Annotated in this window: 19 protein-coding genes; 10 read left to right on the plus strand and 9 right to left on the minus strand. The window is 42.4% G+C overall.

What is annotated here, in order from left to right; all coding sequences use genetic code 11:
* Positions 1–17 precede the first annotated feature (17 nt).
* On the minus strand, positions 18–1,421 hold the full coding sequence (locus tag AAEZ00_RS11565) for a hypothetical protein (protein WP_351075764.1): 1,404 nt from the start codon (positions 1,419–1,421) through the stop codon (positions 18–20).
* Between the two features lie 214 nt (positions 1,422–1,635).
* Between AAEZ00_RS11565 and AAEZ00_RS11570 the strand changes: the two genes are divergently transcribed.
* Together AAEZ00_RS11570 and AAEZ00_RS11575 are read left to right on the plus strand one after the other, a co-directional pair.
* The gene (locus tag AAEZ00_RS11570; protein WP_351088665.1) at positions 1,636–2,817 is read left to right on the plus strand and encodes an MFS transporter; all 1,182 of its coding nucleotides are present in this window, start codon (positions 1,636–1,638) and stop codon (positions 2,815–2,817) included.
* A 66-nt stretch (positions 2,818–2,883) separates the two neighbouring features.
* Positions 2,884–3,711: a TIGR03899 family protein gene (locus AAEZ00_RS11575; RefSeq protein WP_351088655.1), complete on the plus strand. Its 828-nt coding sequence runs from the start codon at positions 2,884–2,886 to the stop codon at positions 3,709–3,711.
* Here AAEZ00_RS11575 and AAEZ00_RS11580 read toward each other — a convergent pair.
* From AAEZ00_RS11580 to curA, 4 genes are all read right to left on the minus strand, one after another.
* Entirely contained in the window at positions 3,701–4,300 is a 600-nt protein-coding gene (locus tag AAEZ00_RS11580; RefSeq protein ID WP_351088656.1) for a hypothetical protein, read from the minus strand. The two genes, AAEZ00_RS11575 and AAEZ00_RS11580, sit on opposite strands and share 11 nt — an antisense overlap.
* Before the next feature lie 218 nt (positions 4,301–4,518).
* Positions 4,519–5,139, minus strand: a complete 621-nt coding sequence (locus tag AAEZ00_RS11585) for a glutathione S-transferase family protein (RefSeq protein WP_351088657.1) — start codon at positions 5,137–5,139, stop codon at positions 4,519–4,521.
* Positions 5,140–5,262: 123 nt separating this feature from the next.
* The gene (locus AAEZ00_RS11590; RefSeq protein WP_351088658.1) at positions 5,263–5,940 is read right to left on the minus strand and encodes a type 1 glutamine amidotransferase domain-containing protein; all 678 of its coding nucleotides are present in this window, start codon (positions 5,938–5,940) and stop codon (positions 5,263–5,265) included.
* Between the two features lie 43 nt (positions 5,941–5,983).
* Positions 5,984–7,012 carry an NADPH-dependent curcumin/dihydrocurcumin reductase gene (gene curA / locus AAEZ00_RS11595; RefSeq protein ID WP_351088659.1) on the minus strand — a complete coding sequence of 343 codons (1,029 nt, stop codon included), beginning with the start codon at positions 7,010–7,012 and terminating at the stop codon, positions 5,984–5,986.
* Positions 7,013–7,206: 194 nt separating this feature from the next.
* Between curA and AAEZ00_RS11600 the strand changes: the two genes are divergently transcribed.
* Positions 7,207–7,653 carry a MarR family winged helix-turn-helix transcriptional regulator gene (locus AAEZ00_RS11600; RefSeq protein ID WP_351088660.1) on the plus strand — a complete coding sequence of 149 codons (447 nt, stop codon included), beginning with the start codon at positions 7,207–7,209 and terminating at the stop codon, positions 7,651–7,653.
* Positions 7,654–7,867: 214 nt separating this feature from the next.
* Here the strand turns inward: AAEZ00_RS11600 and AAEZ00_RS11605 are convergent, their stop codons facing one another.
* Positions 7,868–8,833, minus strand: a complete 966-nt coding sequence (locus AAEZ00_RS11605) for a sensor domain-containing diguanylate cyclase (RefSeq protein ID WP_351088661.1) — start codon at positions 8,831–8,833, stop codon at positions 7,868–7,870.
* Between the two features lie 678 nt (positions 8,834–9,511).
* Between AAEZ00_RS11605 and AAEZ00_RS11610 the strand changes: the two genes are divergently transcribed.
* From AAEZ00_RS11610 to AAEZ00_RS11630, 5 genes are all read left to right on the plus strand, one after another.
* Complete coding sequence (locus AAEZ00_RS11610) at positions 9,512–10,477, plus strand: 2-dehydropantoate 2-reductase (RefSeq protein WP_351088662.1); 966 nt, start codon at positions 9,512–9,514, stop codon at positions 10,475–10,477.
* A gap of 204 nt (positions 10,478–10,681) precedes the next feature.
* Positions 10,682–13,960, plus strand: a complete 3,279-nt coding sequence (locus AAEZ00_RS11615; protein ID WP_351088663.1) for an nSTAND1 domain-containing NTPase — start codon at positions 10,682–10,684, stop codon at positions 13,958–13,960.
* A 42-nt stretch (positions 13,961–14,002) separates the two neighbouring features.
* A complete protein-coding gene (locus AAEZ00_RS11620) occupies positions 14,003–14,377 on the plus strand; it encodes a DP-EP family protein (protein WP_351075785.1) in 375 nt (124 codons plus the stop codon).
* A 181-nt stretch (positions 14,378–14,558) separates the two neighbouring features.
* On the plus strand, positions 14,559–14,741 hold the full coding sequence (locus AAEZ00_RS11625) for a hypothetical protein (RefSeq protein WP_124013574.1): 183 nt from the start codon (positions 14,559–14,561) through the stop codon (positions 14,739–14,741).
* Between the two features lie 709 nt (positions 14,742–15,450).
* Entirely contained in the window at positions 15,451–16,560 is a 1,110-nt protein-coding gene (locus tag AAEZ00_RS11630; RefSeq protein WP_351075789.1) for a sensor domain-containing diguanylate cyclase, read from the plus strand.
* A 63-nt stretch (positions 16,561–16,623) separates the two neighbouring features.
* Here AAEZ00_RS11630 and AAEZ00_RS11635 read toward each other — a convergent pair whose 3' ends face one another.
* Together AAEZ00_RS11635 and AAEZ00_RS11640 are read right to left on the minus strand one after the other, a co-directional pair.
* A complete protein-coding gene (locus AAEZ00_RS11635; protein WP_124013573.1) occupies positions 16,624–17,793 on the minus strand; it encodes an alkane 1-monooxygenase in 1,170 nt (389 codons plus the stop codon).
* A 9-nt stretch (positions 17,794–17,802) separates the two neighbouring features.
* Complete coding sequence (locus AAEZ00_RS11640) at positions 17,803–18,132, minus strand: 2Fe-2S iron-sulfur cluster binding domain-containing protein (protein WP_124013572.1); 330 nt, start codon at positions 18,130–18,132, stop codon at positions 17,803–17,805.
* A 148-nt stretch (positions 18,133–18,280) separates the two neighbouring features.
* Between AAEZ00_RS11640 and AAEZ00_RS11645 the strand changes: the two genes are divergently transcribed.
* A complete protein-coding gene (locus AAEZ00_RS11645; RefSeq protein WP_124013571.1) occupies positions 18,281–19,294 on the plus strand; it encodes an AraC family transcriptional regulator in 1,014 nt (337 codons plus the stop codon).
* A 458-nt stretch (positions 19,295–19,752) separates the two neighbouring features.
* Here AAEZ00_RS11645 and AAEZ00_RS11650 read toward each other — a convergent pair whose 3' ends face one another.
* Positions 19,753–20,580, minus strand: coding sequence for a class II aldolase/adducin family protein (locus AAEZ00_RS11650; RefSeq protein ID WP_124013570.1), 828 nt, complete (start codon positions 20,578–20,580; stop codon positions 19,753–19,755).
* Positions 20,581–20,671: 91 nt separating this feature from the next.
* On the opposite strand from AAEZ00_RS11650, the gene AAEZ00_RS11655 reads away from it, so the two are divergent.
* Positions 20,672–21,577 (plus strand): LysR family transcriptional regulator, encoded by a 906-nt coding sequence (locus AAEZ00_RS11655; RefSeq protein ID WP_124013569.1) that lies wholly within the window; start codon positions 20,672–20,674, stop codon positions 21,575–21,577.
* The last annotated feature ends 91 nt before the right edge of the window (positions 21,578–21,668 follow it).

Below are 21,668 nucleotides of genomic sequence, written 5' to 3' on the forward strand. Positions count from 1 at the left end.
ACTCAAAATAAATAAACTTATAGCGAGAATTGATATCCCACACCCAAAGCAAAAAAGTTAGTGTCAGGAATGCTGGCAACTGCCACTTGATGCAGACCACCTTCGGCTTTAATAACAACCTCAGGTATAGGGGAATAGTTAATACCTACACTGCTCCAAGTGTTTTCATAACGCTGGGTTGCTGTGCCCGTTTCAACGGCCATAAGTGGATTGGAATAATCGATATTGGCAAACACTGTCATCGGAATATCAAACCATTCGTCGAGCTTTACACCTGCCTCAACAAAGAACGATTGTGACTCTGAACCCAATTGAGCAAAGTTACCGGGCTGTAAACCTGGGGTGGTTTTGTTGGCTAGGGTGATCGCATCAGCATTGTCTAACGTGCCATATAAATATTGACCACGAAGTATCCAAGGCCCTTCAACAAACGCACCTGCGACAGACACAATCCTTAATGCACCATCAACGTCTAACTTGTTACTTTTATGACGATTACCACTGGTATTACCCAAGTAATAAGCCACTCCAACAGCACTGCCAGTTTTAAAGTTACCGTAATCAAGACGGCCAGCAAACGCTAGGTCATCTGTATTGACTTCTTCAAAGCGTTTTTGATGGCCAGATGCCACCCAATCATAGGTGCGAAAATACTCAGAATTTAAGCCACTAATGACTTGTGCTTGATAATGAAAGTCTGACATTTCGCCGTAAACACCAATACCGTTTTCGTTCCAAACGGTCGGCATCATTGCAGCCTCACTTTTATGGCGCTGCACGGTCAAATATTGGCTAGGCTTATGCAGAATGCTTGATAAGCCAATGGGCAAATGAATGTTACCGAACTTCACCCCAAACGCTTTGCTAGGGCGGTAGCGAATTTCCGCTTTTTCAACGACCACTTCACCACCCGCTTCAACTTCAGATTCAAACTCACCAAATTCATCAAAGCCGTCATATTCTAATGCGGAGCCAGTGCCACCATGTTCATATTCAATTTCAACCTCCATGCTCCAATCATCAGTAAACTGATAACCAAACTCAGTCACTATCCGCTCTAAATCCGTACGATTACGTCGCTCTGCAGAGGTATCTTGGACGTTATCGAAATATTCATCACTGGTGTAAACCGCGCTGCCATATGAGTTAACACTAAAACGGCTAAAACGATCATGTGCTTCAGCAGTTTTCTGTACCACGGTGTCAACTTGAGTCGCCACCAGTTTGTTTTGTTGCTGTTGTTGCTTTTGCTCAGAAGCTAATGTAGCAAGCTGTTGTTTTAGTAGTGCAATTTCAGCTTCCTGTTTAGCAATTGCTTTAGCTAATATTTCGGTATTCGTTGCGGCGTGTGCATTCGACATAACACTTAAGCCCAATACACTTGCGACAGATACTGCCAACAAAGTTAACTTGTTATTCATCTTTTTCTCCGACATATCACATTAATGCTCCCTCAAAACGGGATAAGCATATTACAAGTGATAATCATTCGCATTACAATTTACACTATTATAAGCAATTAATTTACAGCGATATGCATTTCACTTAACAATCGGTTTTGTGTCATGATGGATTATCCCCTTAAGAACAAGAATTCCATCCATGTCGGACACTTCACTTACAAGAGGTAACGCCATCGCTAGCCAACAAACAAATCCACAACAGTTACTGCTATGGATGACCTTTGTGATGTCAATGGTATTTGCTGTTTGGCAGGCATTATTAAATAACTTTGTCATTGAACGTGCTGCGTTTACCGGAGCTGAGATAGGCTTATTACAAAGCCTAAGAGAAATCCCAGGATTTTTAGCCTTTACCGCAGTGTTTGTGTTGTTAATGATCAAAGAGCAAACCTTTGCATTATCATCGTTGGCGTTATTGTGTATTGGTGTGGGCATTACCGGCTGGTTTCCCGATGTCATCGGGCTGTATTTAACGACGGTACTGATGTCGATTGGCTTTCATTACTTTGAAACTATAAATCAATCGCTTACATTGCAATGGGTTGAAAAGGCCGATGCACCAGGCTTTATGGGTAAAGCATTAGCTTGGCGTTCGGCGGCGGCGCTACTCGGCTACGGATCAATTTGGTTGATAATGAGTTGGCTTAGCCTCGATTACATTTGGATGTACAGCATCATTGGCGGATGTGGATTATTGATGGTGTTTGTGATGACGGTATATTTCCCTCGTTTTACCATTGGTTCCATTCAACACAAGCATTTAATAATGAGAAAACGCTACTGGCTGTATTATTTACTGACCTTTTTCTCTGGTGCGCGCCGGCAAATATTTATGGTCTTTGCAGGCTTTATGATGGTTGAAAAATTTGGTTATTCGGTATCTGAAATTACTGGATTATTTCTAATTAATTATGTGGTTAACTTAATATTTGCGCCAAAAATAGGCCGCTTTATTGGCAGAATCGGTGAACGTAATGCATTGATCATCGAATACCTTGGGTTAGTGATTATTTTCAGTGGTTACGCTTATGTCACCGATGCCAATATTGCTGCCGGACTGTATGTGATAGATCATCTCCTGTTTGCAATGGCGATTGCGATGAAAACCTATTTTCAAAAAATTGCCGATAAACAAGATATTGCTTCAACCATGTCGGTCAGCTTTACCATTAACCACATTGCAGCGGTTATTATTCCGGCGTTATTAGGTATCTTGTGGTTAAGCTCACCTAAAGCAGTATTTTTTATTGGTACTGGATTTGCCGTATGCTCACTCACATTAGCATTCAATGTGCCGCGCCATCCTCTACCGGGAAAAGAAGCCTTATGGTCACCGTTGAATATAAAACCCTAAACAATTCAGCGCAGATGTCAAATCATACAGACATGTCGCAAGGGTAAAGAATAAAGAGGTCTAGCAATGGTTGATGTTACGCAAATCCAAGATGACAACACTCAAGTCTCCGCGCGCAAAAAAACCTTATTACTTGGGCGTATTCTCGGTTTGGCGAGCGAAGAAGATTATCGACCGTCAACAGCATCCGTTGCAGAGCGTGCTGAACACCGTCAACGTAAACAACTCAATCAGCATCAGGCCAATCTTGAAAGCATTTTTGCCTTAGCACTCAATTACACCCCATCGGATGTTACTGGTGTGGAATTAGATCCTGATTGGCGCTATCAATTCTTTCAAATGGCAGAACAAATTCATAATCGTAAGATGCAAGACTTATGGGCCAAAATTTTAGCCAGCGAAGTCGTCAACCCAGGCAACTTTAGCCTCCGCACCTTAGCGGTGCTAACACAATTGACGCTTCGAGAAGCACAGATATTTGAAAAAGCGTTAGGTATGTCAGTCAACATTAATACTGAACCCAGATTTAAATTACTCAGCAGTTATCGTATTAATGGCGGGATAAAACAATATTTTCGTAAGCATACTCAAACCAACTTCGGCCTGTCACAGTTCGGGTTACCTTATTCGAGTATTTTAACGTTAGTCGATGCGGGGGTGTTACATAAAAGCGAATTTGAAACGGGACTATTAAGCAGTAATGAAAATATTCAGTTAACGATGTGTAATGCCACTTTGACGCTAAAACCTAAAGATCAGCATTTATTATTTACTTATTATCGCTTTACCACTGTAGGTGATGAGTTGTGCCAATTACTTCAGCCCAAAAGTGACAATGAATTTATCAATGCGGTTAAAACCATGTTAGCCAAGGACTTTATGGTTAGCGGTTAATGTTTTTGTAAAGGTGCGAATACTTGGCCTTATGTTCGCTAAATAAAAATTGGCGCAACATTTCGCGCGATTCACCTTCAGCACTTATTCTGGCCGCCATGATCCCGTTTTCGGTCCTTACAGGTTCAAAGACCATATCAAGGTGCACACCATTAGGTAAAATAAGCTGGGTTAAATGGGGCATTTTGGCATTAAGTTCTTGCGGCACTTTAATCGTCATCCCCGAGCTCGACAAAGATAATACCTCAACATATTTCGCGGTGTCATTATCCATCACCTTGATGTTTTTGACATGATCAAGCCGCCAGCTGCGTTCTCCACCACGCATATCAATCACTTCAGGGACGCCCAATTCTGGCAAAAATTGCCCTAGGTCATCTTGTTTTAAGGTTAACGGAAACCACAACTGATAATAGCTTATCTCAGCTAGCAAGGTTAGTTTGGCATTTCCCAGAATATGCGCAAGCACTTGGGGTATTTCAGTCGCGACACTTAATGAATGTTTCGCTAACGAATTATCGGTACTGTCATCTTCCGGCGCAAAAACATCGCTAAAGTAAGCAAGTTCTTCATCAGATAAAGTAGACATAATGTAACCTTATTTCAAACAAAAACACTTTTATCATACTAACACCTTAGTATGATAACGAACGAATTTTCACCAAAAAAGTAACCTTAAAAAATATAGCAAGCTAATTAATACACACCAAAAACACTATAAATGATGTATTTATAGCTGATTGCTAATATCAACACCAACAAAAAAGACCAACTGAGTTCGTCTTTCAGGATGACGCAAGGTAATGATTAGCGATCGTGCTCAGCTTCTATTTGCAGCGCTTTTTTAAATGACGTATGGCTCATTAATTGTTGGTAATACTTTGCAATATTTGGATATTTTTCAAACTCGCCATTTTGACCGACAATCTCTGCAATAAACGACATCATAATATCAGCACCACTGAGACTGTTGCCGACTAAATATGACTTACCATCTAGACGGTCATTAACATAACCGATGACTTTGGCGGTTTCAGCATCGGCATATCCACCAATAAACTGGGTTTCAGCCCCCTCCATTTTGACAAACATTTTCAACAATAATGGCAGTGCGGCTGAGCTTTCAGCAAAATGCATCCATTGTTGATAGTCAATATAATCAGCCGTGCCTGGTGCTGGCATTAATCGATCCGCGGCATACGTTTGGATCAAGTAATCGGTTATCGCACCAGATTCGGCAATAGTATATCCGCTGGCTTCTAATACCGGAGACTTGCCTAACGGATGCACTTTTTTAAGCGATTCTGGTCCTAAAAATGTGCTTGCATCACGTTGGTAGGCGACTAAGTTATAGTCAACACCCAATTCTTCAAGTAACCAAATAATGCGTTTTGAACGTGATTTATTTAAGTGATGTAAGGTAATCATTTAGATGTTCTCTCTAGGGTAAAGGCGTTCGCAAAAGAAGTCATTACAGTCCACTTCAATGCCAATCCTGTGATAAAAAAAGAGACGCTAGATTGCTCTAGCGTCTCTTAACTATGAACAATATTACGCTAATAACGCTAACATTTTTTCTGCCACTAACTCTGACGACGCTGGGTTTTGACCCGTAATTAATTTACCGTCAACCACAGCATATGGATGCCAATCATCACCCTTAGAATAAGTAGCACCGTTTTGCTGCAGCATATCTTCAACTAAAAATGGCACAATATCGGTGAGTTGTACGGCTGCTTCTTCGCCATTGGTAAACCCAGTCACATTCTTACCTGCAACTAATGGGGTGCCGTCTGGCTTTTTAGGGTACTTAAGCGCAGCAGGTGCATGACATACCAAGCCTAAAAGCTTGTCGGTTTTGTAGCACTGCTCAATTATCGTAATCGAGTCTTTGTCATTGGTTAAATCCCATAATGGACCATGACCACCAGGATAAAAGACTGCGTCATACTCCGCTACGTCGATTGATGCCAATGTGTGCGTATTGGCTAATAACGCCTGAGCTTGTGCGTCGGCAGTGAAACGACGAGTAGAATCAGTTTGAAAATCTGCTTGATCACTTGTCGGGTCTAATGGCGGTAAGCCACCTTTAGGTGACGTCAGCACAACCTCAACACCTTTGTCTGTAAATGCGTAGTATGGTGCCGCTAGCTCTTCTAACCAAAAACCGGTTTTCTCGCCGGTGTCGCCTAATTTGTCGTGCGATGTTAATACCATTAATACTTTCATTGTGATTCCTTAAATAGAGTTTGTTTATCCGTAATCGGTTAGATTACAGAGGATTGTTTACTTTAATGACAACCTTGCCGAAGTTTTCGCCCTTTAGCAGCCCGATAAAGGCTGAGGTCATGTTTTCAAGACCATCGACAATTTGTTCACGATATTGAATTTTGCCTTGTGCCAACCACTGCCCCATATCATTGGCAAATTCTGGATAGCGGTCGCCGTAATCGTCAAAAATAATAAAGCCTTGCATCTTAATACGCTTAACCAGCAAAGTGCCCATCAGTAATGACAAACGATCAGGGCCATCGGGTAACGAGGTCACATTGTACTGAGAAATTAATCCACACAATGGCACTCGAGCACCGGTATTTAATAACGGTAAAACAGCATCAAACACTTTACCGCCAACGTTTTCAAAATACACATCAATGCCGTTACCACAATGTTTGGCCAGTTGCTGCGCAAAATCAGCCGCTTTGTGATCAATACATTCGTCAAAACCTAGCACTTCTTTGGCGTGACGACATTTTTCTGCGCCGCCGGCAATACCCACCACTCGACAACCTTTTAATTTACCAATTTGGCCAACCGTTGCACCAACAGGGCCTGTAGCGGCTGCCACTACAATGGTTTCACCCGCTTTAGGTGCACCAATGTCCAATAAGCCCATATAAGCGGTAAAGCCTGGCATGCCCATAATACCCAAGGCATAAGAAGGATGACTTGGGTTATCACCCAATGTCATTAAGCCTTCGCCATTGGAGACCAAGTAATCTTGCCAACCACCAAACGATAATATCCACTCACCCACTTTGTAATCTGGATGATTAGACACTTCAACTTGTGATACCGCCGCGCCCACCATAACATCGTCAATGGCGACGGGCTCTGCATATGATTTGCTATCATTCATGCGGCCACGCATATAGGGATCAAGTGATAAATACACCGCGCGCAATAACACCTCACCTTCTGCCGGTACAGGTTTGTTGACGGTTTCTAAGCGGAAGTTGTTGGCAACAGGTTCCCCTTGAGGACGGCTGGCGAGTACGATGCGACGATTTTGAGTGTTCATTTTGTGTCCTTTAAATAACATAAGCACCATAAAATGGTACTGAGAAGACAATATGACCTAAGTTGTTTACAGCAGTAATACTGATATCTTGCAAACACTGCTACCATAAACAACCAAGGCCAAATAATACGTTTCTTTTACTTAAGTTGATCAGTCCAAATCTGATCAATGACTTTGCGAGCTAAATAACTGATATGAATAAAAATAAATCCCTATTACTCGAAAATCAGTTGTGTTTTGCTGTTTATTCAACGTCATTGGCCATCACGCAGCTGTATAAACCGTTACTTGACTCTATTGGGCTAACCTACACCCAATATTTGGTGATGTTAGTCCTCTGGGAGCAAGATGGCTTAAGCTTAAAAACCTTAGCCTGTAAACTCGGTCAACAATCAGGTGCATTAACACCTGTGATCAAACGTCTCGAAACCGATGGGCTACTGACACGCATTCGCGATACTCAAGACGAACGGATGTTATCCATGCAATTAACCGAAAAAGGTCACCAACTTCAACCCCGAGCTGAGCAGATCCACAAATGTGTTATTGAACAATGCGGTATCGATACATCTGAACTCACCGAACTGAAACAACAATTGGACCAATTTAAAGCAAAACTCCCATCACATATTGAGCTCTAACGCACAAAATGACCAAAAACTTGCACTAAGTTTGCTTTGCACTTGCTACATGATAATCACGATAACCAATTGCGTGCAACTTAAATTAACAATTTTTAAGATCAATGAGCTATTTAATATGATTATTACATCGGATTGTCACATTAACTGATGGCCATGATACTCAATGTGATCCGCTGCGACGCACAACACATCAGTCATCAAGTACATACTATTACGCTATATTGACACTATTACGTCCGATATTTTTTGACGAATATAACGCCTTATCTGCCCGCTTAAAAAGCTCTAAAAATGTCTTATCTTGAGGATGTATTGTTGCTACACCAATGCTAATGGTTATTGGCGGTGCCAGCGGTTCATCATATTGTTGTTGAGCTTCCCTTAAGCGTTCTGCCAGTATATAAGCAGAATCAATATCAGTATCGGGTAATAAAATGGCAAATTCTTCGCCGCCAATTCGAGCCAATACATCGGCCTCGCGGATCTGGTCATGACATATATTGGCAACGCGCTTAATCACCTCATCACCCACTAAATGGCCATAAGTATCGTTGACCGCTTTAAACAAATCAATATCAATAATCATTAACGAAAAAGGTTGGAAATAGCGGCTAGCACGCAAAAACTCGTGTTCACAAAATGAGGTAAATGAGCGCCGATTGAATAAGCCGGTTAACGGATCAGTATTCGCCTGCAGCTCTAATTTTGAACGTAAATGATACTCAGCGGTGACATCGGTAGAAATACCAATGAGACCAATTAATGTGCCTTTTTGATTATATAAGGGTTGCTTAACCTCGTGGTACACAATCAAAGAATCTTCGGTATCAACAATAATATCATCAGCTATTTTACGTTGTGAATTAAGCACTTTATTGTCATTATGATGTAAAATATCAGCGATATTGGCAGGGAAATAATCTCGTTCTGAAGTGCCTTTTAGTTTCTCAAGCGTGACGCCAAAATAATCGAGGGTGAGTTGATTGGCAAAAATATACTTATACTGGGTATCTTTGACATAAATATAGACATCGACTTGGTCTAAAATAAGTTCATAGGTATCTGATATCATCTTTCTAGCTTGATGCTGACGATATTGATTAAGATTCAAAAACAGCAACAAGGAAATCAATGATAATAAGATGAAAATCAATAATCCGATGGTTTCAATCGACACGAGCATTCCTTAGCTACTATCCACATCCATGTATGTCATTAATAGTGTTAACCACAAAAAGTAAATAACATCTATTAATAACGATATAGTCAATCATACTGTTTAAATAAGTATGAGAGCATCTGCAGTAAAAATCAAACCATTAAAGACTTTTCATCAAGTTATTGAAAATAAACTAAAATATATTAATTCCATTGTACTGTGATCGACAATATCGATAATATCGATAATCTCGCGACAACATATATTATCGATATCACTGATCGACTATGATTAATAACATAACTGCTTATAAATAACGCTGGCTTTCATCACAAAAGGCACCTCTAACAACGCCTCTATTTGCTCAACAGGGCTCACTGGCATCGACATACTATCGCTATAGTATCGCTATAGTATCGCTACAGTATCGACATAGTTGCCCACTTCAAGCGTGCCAAGCTACCGTCGATCCCATCGTTAATCCGATCACCGCCAAGGCAATGGTGCTAATAGTATTTTTATCCATGGATACTCCCTTTTTTTATTTTAATGGACTAAGTTTTTACACTGGCAAAAAATCTGTTATGTTACAAGCAAGTAAAATGATGTGTTACCTTTATAGTGATTCAAAAAATCGTCTAGTCATGAATAAGCGATTAATTAATAAGCCGCTAACTAACAGTGAATTAACCCACAATGGAAATTGCAATTTTTGGCGCAGGTTCAACAGGATGTTATTTAGCAGGACAATTGTGCCTATCGGGTTTAAAAGTGACGTTAATTTGTCGCCCAGCAATTAAGCAAAAAATCATCGCCAATAACGGCATTACCTTGAGTGATTATCAAGGGTTTAATCAGACCGTGATGCCGCAAGCGTTAATCACTGACATTACTCAACAATCATCAATTAATGGCAAATTTGATCTGGTATTTGTTACCTTAAAATGCCATCAAGTCAGCACTATTGCCAATCAGTTAATGGCCATTACCCATGACCATAGCAGCATTATATTTATGCAAAATGGCTTCGGCAGTTTTGACAGCATTAAAGACTCGCTCGATCATTACGCCTTACTCCAAGGGATCACGCCGTTTAATGTACTGCAACTGCCTAATGGCGTGTTTCACAAAGGCACTGAAGGCGTATTTACCTTGCAAAAAAATCCTCATACTGTCGCGATTCAGTCGGCATTAATTCGCCACGGATTTGGTTGCGACATAGCAGCAGACTTCACTCCGATGATTTACGGTAAATTATTATTAAATCTCAATAATGCCCTTAATGCTGTCACCAATTTGCCGATTAAACAGCAGTTAAGCCATTATAAAAATCGCCGCGTACTGGCTAAGGCAATGAAGGAGTGGCTAGCAGTATGCGAGGCAGCAGATATCCAATTACATCAATACACTAAGGTCAAGCCCACTTGGTTACCCACCATTTTATCACTGCCAAATTGGTTATTTAAGCTAGTTGCTAAACAGATGCTCGACATCGATCCCAAAGCGCGTTCCTCAATGTGGCAAGACATCCAAGCTAAACGTAAAACTGAAGTCGATTTCATCAATGGTGCAGTCGTCAGTATTGGGGAAATATATGGCGTAAAAACGCCAGTTAATCGGGCAATAGTAGAACACATTAAACAACTAGAACAACGACATTGACCAGAAGTTATATGCGATATCGTTGTCGAGGCAAATGTAATTCACTGTTATTTTTGCACCAAAAATACAACTGACGTAATCGCACCCTACAATCAAACGCGCACAAATAGTATGACCCAGGCTATCTCTGGATGAGTGTGATCATGGTGTAACTTAAATTGGCCTAAAACTTAACCCGATTAACGTATTGGAAAACAATCAAACATGAGCAACAGCAGTTTCTTTTTTGGCGAATGGCAAATTAATCCGCAAAGTAACAGTGTTCAGTCGGGTGATATCATTCGCAGTCTTGAACCCAAAGCCATGGATGTATTGCGTTTACTGTGCCAACACCAAGGGGAAGTGCTCACCGCTGATGATATTATTCACCACTGCTGGAACAGCATCGCCATTGGCGATAACCCGCTACACAAAGTCATTACCCAACTGCGCAAAGCATTAGGCGATCAAGCATCAAACCCCAGTTACATTGAAACCATCCGCAAACGCGGTTACCGCACCCTTGCCAAGGTTGAGTTTCCCATTGGTCACCAAACAAGAATTACGACTGAGCCATGGCAAGGCCAATCACCCTTTCCCGGCTTACGCGCATTTGAACCGAACGATGCCGAGGTGTTTTTTGGTCGGGGTGAACAAGTCGATACCTTACTCAATCGTATTACAGCACAAATCAAATTCGGCCGCGCATTTTGCTTAGTACTTGGCCCAAGCGGCACAGGTAAATCGTCGTTAATTAATGCCGGTGTTATTCCTAACCTAAAAAGCGCCAGCGGCTTTAATGGTGTCGGCGTGCTCGATTATGCCAGCATAGATTTAGCCGATGTCACCCAAGATAGGCTGCTTATTGATATTGCCTGCGCCATGCTCGACTGGGAAGTTAACCACATTGCCGTTTTCAGCGAGTTAAGTGCACAAGATCTTGCCCGGCAGCTTGAACAAGATATGCCTAGCGTCATCGCCCAATGCCAACAGGCAATAACCGCGGCTAAACCAAGTTATCAATACAGCCAAGCGCAGTTTTGCTTGTTCGTTGACCGTTTAGAAGTGTTGTTATCATCGCCTATTTATAGCGAACAACAGCGCACAGATGCCTTAGATATTCTCGAGCGTTTAGCCACCTCAGGGGTTGTACTGGTGCTCAGTGCTTGCCGCAACGACTTTTACCCCCAAGTGGTCAGTCATCCAAGCTTAATGGCAGGCAAAGCCAATGGCTCACATTTCGATTTATCTGCGCCAACCCGAACCGAATTGATGCAAATGATCCGCTTGCCGGCCAATGCCGCTAACCTCACCTGGTCAGTAGACCCTAATACCGCCATGCCATTGGACGAAATGCTCTGCAGCGACGCCGCCTCAAACCCCGATGCCCTGCCCATGTTGCAATACACTTTAGAAGCCCTGTACCTCAAGCGCGATGAAAATGACCAGCTATTAGTCTCGGTTTATCACTCACTAGGCGGTTTAGAAGGCGCTATCGGTAAAAATGCTGAACAAGTGCTCGCCAATCTTAGCGACGCTGAACGCGGCGCATTACCTAAAGTGTTATCCATGTTAGTGACCTTATCCGAAGATGAAAAATCGGTCACCAGCCGCGCGGCAAGTTTGGAAAGGCTCAATAGCGAAGCGGAACGAAATCTGGTTAACGCCATGGTCAACAAGCGCTTATTTGTGTCACATCTGCAATACGACCAAGCCTGTTTTAGTATTGCCCATGAAGCATTGCTAAGACGTTGGCCCCGTGCGACTCAGTGGATAACCCAGCACAGCGACAGCTTAGCCATTAAAAGCCGCTTACAGCATCAGTCACAGCGCTGGCTAAATGAGTCAAAAAGCACCGCCTATTTACTCACCGAAGGTAAGCCCTTAATAGAGGCACAAAGCTTAGTCGCCAATCCGTTATTTACCTTAGAGCCACACGAAGCCGCCCTGATCCAAGCGTCAACCAAACAGGCCAATGCTGGCCGGTGGCGTCGCCGCGTTACCATGCTGACCCTGGTTACCTTAACGATTATTGCTATCGCCATGAGCGCACGCAGTATTAAAGCCGAAAACCAAGCCCAGCAAAAACGCCTTGCGGCAGAAAACTTACTTGGTTTTATGGTGGGCGAATTCGCCGATAAAATGCGCGGCATTGGCCGCATGGACTTGCTCGATGGGATCAGTAGCAAGGCGCTGGAATATTTCAGCGACTTTTCTGCCGACGATGTCAGCACGTTAAGCTTTGAAGCCCAGTTTCAACACAGCCAAACCTTAGAGGCCATGGGCGAAGTGGCCTATTCGCGCGGCAATACCGACGAAGCCCACAGCGCATTAATCGCCGCCCGTGAACGCATGCTGCCGTTACTTGAAATACAACCCAAAAACCTCAGTTTACTTAAAACCTTAGGCGCCAATGCCTTTTGGCTCGGCCAGCTTGAGTACGATCAAAGTGATTGGGCTGCGACGCAGCCTTGGTTCGAGCAGTATTTAACCTACAGCCAAGCCATGTATCAATACGCGCCAGAGGACAACGATGCGGTCATGGAATTGTCTTATGCCCACAACTCCTTAGGCTCGATTTACATGAAGCAGCAACACTTTGCTGCCGCCCGAGAGGCATTTGAGCAATCATTGCTGTTAAAACTAAACATATGGTTTAAAGATCAAACCAATAGCCAGTTAATCGCCGATATTGCTAATGCACGCTCGTGGCTTGCCAGCGCCGCCACCGCCCAAGGTGACATTACCGCGGCAATACAAATACATCAACAAATTCAACAACAGTTGGCCAATCAAGCATTAGTAAAACAGCCCTATTTACTTGAACGGCTATCCAGTAGCTACCAACAACTGGCGATTTTGTTAAGTTATCAAGGCCAGCGCCAACAAGCCTTTATCAAAGCACAACTTAGTTTAGTAGCGATGACTAGCGCCCTTAAACAAGACCCGAAAAATGATATTTGGAAGACCCAACAATATTACGCTTACCTTGATATGTTGACATTTAGCCCTGACCCAATTGAACAGGGCACTGAATATAGTATTGAATCTTTAGCAATTATACTTGCTACAGATATGACCTTAGTAACATCAACTAAGAAAAATGACCTATGGGCTAAATATCAGCTGGCTGCGGCAAATTATTTAGCGTCACAAGGACTGCTTTCAGAAAGCCTTGTTTATGCGCGCCAAGCTATTGTGTCTTTTAGCCAATTAACCACGGAATTTAACCAAAACACTTCCTATTCAGCAGGTTTAGCTCAAAGCAACATGCTTGCGGCAACATTGCTGACATCCTTAGGTCAGGCCAAAGAGGTAGACATACTGTGTGAACAAGCTAAAAATCAATTGGCACCTATTATCGATCACAATAACGATCCACAATTTACCATTCCTTATGCTAAAGCCCTCGACTGCCTCAAAGAGCTTAAGCAACACCCAGATATAGTTCAACTGCTAGAGAATTCGGCCATAACCGATTTTAGGTTTAGCCCTAAACCCTAAACCCTAAACCCTAAACCCTAAACAAAAAGTATGGAGAATATAATGTCAAATACTCAAGGCCAAGCAACGTTTTTTAACCTCACCGTCACCCTCGACAATGATGTGCCAATATTTACTTACACCAACCTAGATGGCACCGCAGTATGTGGCAATGTGGTCATTAACCAATACAGCACCATCTCTTACCGGCTAATTGACAAAACAGGTAAGGGGCTTAAATTTGTTGGCGCGGCCTTTACCACCCCGTTTGATAAAATTATCGATGCCATCACCATCAGCAGCGATGGCAGCTTAATTCAATTAACTGATTTAGATGAAACACCAGGCAATACCGGCTTTCAATTTGTGCTATCAAACAGCAGCAATACCTTACTGGTACTCAGTCCAGATCCTGAAATTATCAATCACCCAAACTAGATATTAAATACATTAAACATTAAAGCTCAGGCTTGCCCTGAGCTTTTTATCTTGTTCAACCTAGCTAAACCAGCAATAGCTAAACCAATCCATAGCCTAACCATGGCTAAAACGGCGTGTGTTATTCATTAACACACTGTGTTTTTTAAAAGTTAACTTATTATATTTAAAAGGAATTAGTATGAAATGTTCTATCTCTTTGGTGTTTGCCGCCATATTGTGTGCCGCTCCGATTATCAGCCAAGCGGCAACCCAACAAGAGATTGATTTAGCACTGGCACCGATCAAAAATAGTGCAGAACGGCAAGTGCTATTAAGCGATATGTCAGCGTTAGATGCCCTCGAAGATACCTTGCTCAACTAAACTAAACTAACTAACTAAACTAACTACACTAACTACACTAACTACACTAACTACACTACACTACACTACAGTTCAGTTCAGTACAGTACAGTACTGTCTATGTTGTTCAACAAAACGCCCCCCATAGAATGCTTATCCTGATATAAAATATATCGCCGCTCGACAATCTTTAGCCTTATAAAAACCAATCACCTCTCACTATCAAGCCGCTAGTATCAAGCAACTAATATCAAGCCATTAGTATCAAGCCGCTAGCATCAAGCAACTAATATCAAGCCATTAGTATCAAGCCATTAGTATCAAGCCATTAGTATCAAGCCGCTAGTATCAAGCCGCTAGTATCAAGCAACTAATATCAAGCCATTAGTATCAAGCCGCTAGTATCAAGCCGCTAGTATCAAGCCGCTAGTATCAAGCCATTAGTATCAAGCCGCTAGTATGCCCCTATACAAGGTTTTTTTACTCAGTCATGTCTCTATTTTGGATCAACTCACACCTGCAGATCGCTGTAACACTCAAGCGCTAACCAATAACATTTAGCCAATAGCAATACTTTTACTCAATAAACATCAATTTGCAATCCATTTAAATACATTCAAATCAACAAGTTAAAACCAGAAGGTTACCGAAAGGTAAAAAGGCATTATTCCTAATAGAGTATTTGACATCAGCACCGAGTCGACAGTCGAAACACACAAAGGAATGCACCATGTTTAACCATGACAAATTAACTGAACTCAATGACACCATTTCCCGAGTGACTAAATTAACAGACTCGTTTGCTAAATATCCTGGCATAGTCAAAAAGCAGATTTCAAATAACCTTATGACTCGCGAAAACGTTATGTATAAAAACATGGTGACTGCACAACAACATGGTCAAATCACCACCGCAGAAAACCTACAAATCACCACTTTGCTCAATGTGATAAGTGCGATATCAGAAGCGATTTTTGTGATTAATTCTGCTGGTGTGATTGAGATGATAAATCCATTGGCGGCTAAATTATTTGGTGCACATAATGAGATGTTAATTGGCCAAACTTGGACCGATTATTTACAAAGCCCGTTTAAAGATGAATATCAATCGTTATTTGATGTTTGGAATAAGGCAAATGCAAGCAATAAACAAACCGCGCCGTTTAATCACGGTCCAAAAGAAATTATCATTAATCGCGGTGGCAGCACCTTACTCGAAGCCGACTTGTCATTGTCATGCTTACCCTCAATGCAAATGGGATCTGAACCATTATTCATCGGTATCATGCATAACTTAACCAACCATAAAGCTGAGTACCATAAACTGCGCCACTTGGCTCACACAGATAAATTAACTGGCCTTGCAAACCGTCACGCCTTTGATGATGCCCTGCAAACCAACTGGAATGACAGTATTAACCACGACCAACCCTTGTGTTTAATCATTATCGATGTCGATTATTTTAAAATATTTAACGACCAATTTGGTCATGTGAATGGCGATAAATGTTTGCAAAAAATTGCCAAGGTGCTTTTGGATGCATTGCCATCAAGCAATGCCATGGCAGCCCGCTATGGTGGCGAAGAGTTTGTGGTCATTTTACCCAACAGCAACCCATTAACAGCTGAATATATTGCTCAAAAAATTCAGCGAAGTATTAATCAATTAACCTTTACCGACTTGGGGTTGCCTGCGCAAACTAAAATCAGTGTCAGCCAAGGTATTGCCTGTGAACGCGGCGGTCAATATCGCACCCCAACAGCCCTAGTATGCGCAGCAGATACCGCACTTTACCGCGCAAAATCAAGCGGGCGTAATCGAATCAATATCAGTGGCTAACCGTTAACGACTAACAATTAGCCATTAGCGAATAGCCATTGGCAGATAAATCCGCCTACTGGTTCAAATACTTGCTTTAGCACAGGTTTGATAAGCTGCAATACCACTGTTTGCATTGGCTTGCAGGGCAAGTTGATACTCGATAGCTGTGGCAAAATGTGCATCCCAATGCTGCAATTTGGGCAACATAAGTTGATGCCACAATGGTGGAATAAGCGTAAGGACAAAAGTACTCAGATACCCGCCAATCATTTGCGGTGCGTGCGGATACGGTGACAATTGATGATAAGGTAATTGGCCTTGGGCGTGATGATGCGAATGGCGAGTTAAATTAAACATCGCCCACGAACTCACCCGTTTATTGGTATTCCAAGAATGGTGTGGTTGTACTGGCGAGTTGACCGCTCGAACTAAGCCATAATGCTCCATGTAATTGACTATTTCTAAGGTCGCTTTAGCCCACAACGCCATTAGTACAAAAAAACTTACCCCCTGCCAACCCGCTAGCCAAAACACCCACCCCATAATCACTAAGCTCATGGCATATCCTCTTAAGGCTTTGTTGTGCCAACTCAATAGCGCAAGCTGTTTACGCATAAGCCTTTGTAGCTCAATGTGCCAGGCACTTATATTGCCTTTAATGGTCGACATAACAATGTGCGCATACACATTCCGGCCACGGGGCGCAGTCGCAGGATCGTCCAAGGTACTAACATACTTGTGATGCCCATACACATGCTCAATGGCAAAGTTAGCATCAAAGCTAAAGGCCAATAACCAGCGGCCAATCAATAATGACACCGGCTGCCAAGTTCGGTGGCTTAACTCATGGCCGGTAATTGTTGCCATTACACCAACCACTAAGCCTAAATAAATCACCATTACCCCATACTGGATCAGGCTGGTATTTTCTCGCGCCAATAACACATCATAACCACTGATACGGGTGATCAAAGCGCCATATTGACCGATATCCTGGCTGGCAAACTGCCAACTGCTAACAAACACCAACATCACGGTTAAGGGCAGCGCCAACCATAATTGCCACGTCAGCAAGGCCGGAAACTGATAGCTCGGCGTGTGTACATCATCACCAAATAAAATATCGCCACCTAAATACACCGCCACCCATATAGCAAAACCTATACTGATGTATGACTCACCCAAGGTAATACTGGCAATGGCAATCAGCGCCATAAGGTGAAACGACATAAACTTAAGATATTTAAACATCACAGTGTCCTACTCTTGCGGCTCATCAGCCAGCTGACGCTGACGAAAATTCAGTTTAATACTGACATTAGACCTTGGCACACTTTGGCACGCCAAAATCATTCCTTGAGCTATCGCCTTGGCTGATAACACGTAAGCACTGTCGGTTAACTGTTTAACCTCACCAGACACTAACTGGCACCGACAAGCGCCACAGCTGCCCACCTGACAATGGTGAGGAAAGCGAATGTTGGCCGCCAGTGCAGACGTTAAAATGGTTTGCTTTACGCTGACTCGCTCAATCACTTTCTGGTCATTAATCGTTAGGGTCACAGGTTTGGCCGTAAACATTGACAACATAAGCCGTCCTTTAAGGTTAAAGGTTAAAGGTTAACTTTACGCCAGCATCCAAGATAGAAAAGAGGGGGAGATGGACATAAAGGGGTCATTAATAGACAAATGCAACAAAATCCGTTACAACTAAGTTAAATCCATTGATAAGAATGTTATGCAGCCACTGCCAATTTTTTACTTAAACCAAGTTTATCAACAACTAAGCCTGTGGGAATGTAATGTTAACATTTGGCTGAGGCATAACGGCATCACACTTGAGCAATTACAAGACCCGTACTATCAAGTGAGTTTTGATGATTATCAACGGCTAATAAACTCTGCAATCAATCTTTCGGCCAGACCAGACCTAGGTTTACATGTCGGCAATCGAATAAGCATTAACACTCATGGCATGATGGGTTTTGCCATGCTTAACAGCAGCACGCTTAAACAAGCCATTGATACATTGAAGCAGTTTATTAACACCCGCACGCCGCTGGTTAGGGTAAATATCCACGAAACGGCCGACACCATGGTCATAACATTCCAAGAAGTACAACCACTAGGCGTAATACAACAACCGTTTATGGATGCACTCTTGGTGACTATTGCTAAGTTGCTGCAACAACTCAGTCCGCACTCTCCGGCGTTATGTCAGATTAATCTGAGCTTCCCTGCGCCAACTTATTGGCAGCAATATTCGGCATTAACTAAGGTGCCAGTTCATTTTAACCAAGCTAGCACCCAGTTTATATTAACCCAAACATTGTTAACCCAACGCCTTGAGATGGCCGATCCCAGCTCATTTATGCAAGCCAGACAATGGTGCATTAACGAACTCGATCTACTTAACGGACAGCAGAGTTTGAGTGATAAGCTGTATCAGTATTTATTGCCAAGCCCGATGCCATTACCCAGTTTGAGTGACACCGCAGCGCATTTTCACATGACACCACGCACCCTGCATCGCCATTTAGCTCAACAGCAAAGTAGCTATAAAACTATTGTGGCGTCGGTGAACCATCACATTGCTAAGCATTATTTATCGCAATCTCAAGGCAGCATTAAACAACTGGCATATCAATTAGGTTATGTGGATGTGACTAATTTTCGGCGGGCATTTAAGCGCTGGCAAGGCATGACCCCAAGTGAATACCGCCAGCAGCAAAAGACAGGATCCGAAATATGAGTTTTTAAGATGAGTATCTAATGTGAGTATCTAATATGGGTCGCGAATGTGAGTTTCTAATATGGGTCGCAAGTGTGAGTATCTAATATGAGTCGCGAGTGTGAGCATCTAATATGAGTCGCGAATATGGGTCGCGAATATGGGTCGCGAATATGGGTCGCGAATATGGGTCGCGAATGTGAATATCTAATATGGGTCGCGAGTGTGAATATCTAATATGGGTCGCGAGTGTGAGTATCTAATGTAGGTCACGAATGTGAGTATGCCATAAACGTAAAAAAGCAAACTGCGTTAACCTTAAACCCATGCTAAACATCATCAAGACAAGCGCCAAGGGTCGTCGTATTCCGCTAATAATCAATCTGTCATGGGCGGTCATTTTTGTTCGCTAAGCAAGCTTAGCGAACCTCAGATCACCATAATAAACGCGTATTAAACTGCTTTGTGGCTAAACAAGCTTAGTCTAAAAAGCTGTTATCTTGAGCCAGCATGACTTGATACAGAGGTTGAAAATTACCCCAAGTGACTAAGTCAGACCCATTAAATTGACGGGTTTTTGTGGCAATATCATGGCCAATCAACTTAAGTTCACCTGCCGCTTGTGCCAGTAATTGGCTATGACAACAACTGTCTAGCATAACAAAGTTGGCCGTGGCCGCATCAACTGACTTCCCTACGGTCAATAAGCCATGATTTTGTAAAATCACCGCCGCATGGCCTTGCAGCGCCTCAGCAATCATGTCGCCTTCAGACACCTCGGCAACCACACCGGTAAAGGTATCAAACACACTGTGGTTGTCATAAAACATGCAAGCATCTTGTGAAATCGGTTTCAGTAACTCACCTAATGCCGAAAACGCACGACCATAAGTGGTATGGGCATGGGCTACCGCATTCACGTCTGGGCGCGCATGATGAATACGTGAATGAATCGCAAACGCGGCATTATTAATCGGGTGCTTACCTTCCAAAATTTGACCTTTATGGTTAACACGCACTAAGTCTGATGCCCTAATTTTAGAAAAATGCACCGCCAAAGGGTTTACCCAAAATGAATCGGGATCAATACAATCACGCAAGGTAATGTGGCCCGCCAAACCTTCATCGAATCGATAATGGGCAAACACTCTAAATGCAGCGGCTAGGCGCTGTTTTTCAAATTGTTGTTGCTGTTGTTTACTGTCAAATTTTGGCGGTAACGGCATCGGATACTTATCGGTACCAATGGTCATTTTTTTAATTTGTTGGGCTTGTTGTGCTTCGTGTTCGTCGTGTGAAATGGTCATCTTGAGTCTGCTTATATTGGTTTAGTTTGACTTTAATTTAACCAAGCCTAAAATAAATTCAAATGATACTAACTTATAGATAACTATTAATATGCTGCATAATAAGATTGATTTGAATCTATTTCTGGTCATGGTCACGGTTTATCAGCAAGGGAGTATTACTGCCGCAGCCACTAAGTTGCACTTAACCCAACCTGCGGTGAGCCATGCTATCGCCCGCTTACGCAGCAAATTTAACGACCCATTATTTGTCCGTCATGGCCGTAAAATGGTGCCAACAGCCTTGTGCCAAAAAATCATTCCCGATGTGCTGCAAGCGATTAATTTACTTAATAACACCGTCAGCCAACCTGCCACATTTGATATTCAGCAGCATAAACGGGAAATAAAACTCGGTTTAAGAGATATTTTAGAGTCGATGTTTTTCCCAATATTGGTGCCTGACTTACTTAAAAACACCCCTAACCTCACCATAAACAGTCGTCAAATTAAGCGGACAGAACTTGAACCCTCATTGGCTCAGCAAAGCTTAGATATTGTTATCGACGTGCTGATGCCAACCCATAAAGACATACGCAGTAGCTTAATTTGTCATGAAGGTTTTTCGCTTATTTGCCGCAAAGATCACCCCATACTGCAACAGCTAACCCTGGAACATTACGCTAAAGCGTCACATGCGTTAGTCAGCTTAAAAGACTTTACCATCGACACCGTCGACATGGCATTAGCCACCCAAGGGATCACCCGCAATATTGCCTTGCGCTGCGAGCACTACTTTGCCGCCATTAACGTTGTTAGCCAGTCAGACATGATAATGACCATGCCCAACAGCTATGCCATGTTGCTGCAACAATCTATGCCTATTGTGGTGTCACCCTTGCCATTTGACGTACCCAATTTAGCCGTACACATGTATTGGCATAAACAAGCTGAAGAAGATCCAGTAAACCAATGGATAAGAACTAAACTGCTTAATATCTCAGCGCAGTTGTTCTAGTGGTCTTTAAAATAACAAATAGAATAACAATAAAAATAATCACCCATAAAACAATCACCCATAAAAACCCTTTTTTAATCTAGCTCCGTTT

The sequence above is a fragment of the Shewanella sp. S1-49-MNA-CIBAN-0167 genome (assembly GCF_040310145.1).
Classification (GTDB): domain Bacteria; phylum Pseudomonadota; class Gammaproteobacteria; order Enterobacterales; family Shewanellaceae; genus Shewanella; species Shewanella psychromarinicola.

Coding starts and splice junctions, on each gene's coding strand:
- AAEZ00_RS11565 (WP_351075764.1), bottom strand. CDS start 1,421: ATGAATAACAAGTTAACTTTGTTGGCAGTATCTGTCGCAAGTGTATTG.
- AAEZ00_RS11575 (WP_351088655.1), top strand. CDS start 2,884: ATGGTTGATGTTACGCAAATCCAAGATGACAACACTCAAGTCTCCGCG.
- AAEZ00_RS11580 (WP_351088656.1), bottom strand. CDS start 4,300: ATGTCTACTTTATCTGATGAAGAACTTGCTTACTTTAGCGATGTTTTT.
- AAEZ00_RS11585 (WP_351088657.1), bottom strand. CDS start 5,139: ATGATTACCTTACATCACTTAAATAAATCACGTTCAAAACGCATTATT.
- AAEZ00_RS11590 (WP_351088658.1), bottom strand. CDS start 5,940: ATGAAAGTATTAATGGTATTAACATCGCACGACAAATTAGGCGACACC.
- curA (WP_351088659.1), bottom strand. CDS start 7,012: ATGAACACTCAAAATCGTCGCATCGTACTCGCCAGCCGTCCTCAAGGG.
- AAEZ00_RS11600 (WP_351088660.1), top strand. CDS start 7,207: ATGAATAAAAATAAATCCCTATTACTCGAAAATCAGTTGTGTTTTGCT.
- AAEZ00_RS11610 (WP_351088662.1), top strand. CDS start 9,512: ATGGAAATTGCAATTTTTGGCGCAGGTTCAACAGGATGTTATTTAGCA.
- AAEZ00_RS11615 (WP_351088663.1), top strand. CDS start 10,682: ATGAGCAACAGCAGTTTCTTTTTTGGCGAATGGCAAATTAATCCGCAA.
- AAEZ00_RS11620 (WP_351075785.1), top strand. CDS start 14,003: ATGTCAAATACTCAAGGCCAAGCAACGTTTTTTAACCTCACCGTCACC.
- AAEZ00_RS11625 (WP_124013574.1), top strand. CDS start 14,559: ATGAAATGTTCTATCTCTTTGGTGTTTGCCGCCATATTGTGTGCCGCT.
- AAEZ00_RS11630 (WP_351075789.1), top strand. CDS start 15,451: ATGTTTAACCATGACAAATTAACTGAACTCAATGACACCATTTCCCGA.
- AAEZ00_RS11635 (WP_124013573.1), bottom strand. CDS start 17,793: ATGTTTAAATATCTTAAGTTTATGTCGTTTCACCTTATGGCGCTGATT.
- AAEZ00_RS11640 (WP_124013572.1), bottom strand. CDS start 18,132: ATGTTGTCAATGTTTACGGCCAAACCTGTGACCCTAACGATTAATGAC.
- AAEZ00_RS11645 (WP_124013571.1), top strand. CDS start 18,281: ATGCAGCCACTGCCAATTTTTTACTTAAACCAAGTTTATCAACAACTA.
- AAEZ00_RS11650 (WP_124013570.1), bottom strand. CDS start 20,580: ATGACCATTTCACACGACGAACACGAAGCACAACAAGCCCAACAAATT.
- AAEZ00_RS11655 (WP_124013569.1), top strand. CDS start 20,672: ATGCTGCATAATAAGATTGATTTGAATCTATTTCTGGTCATGGTCACG.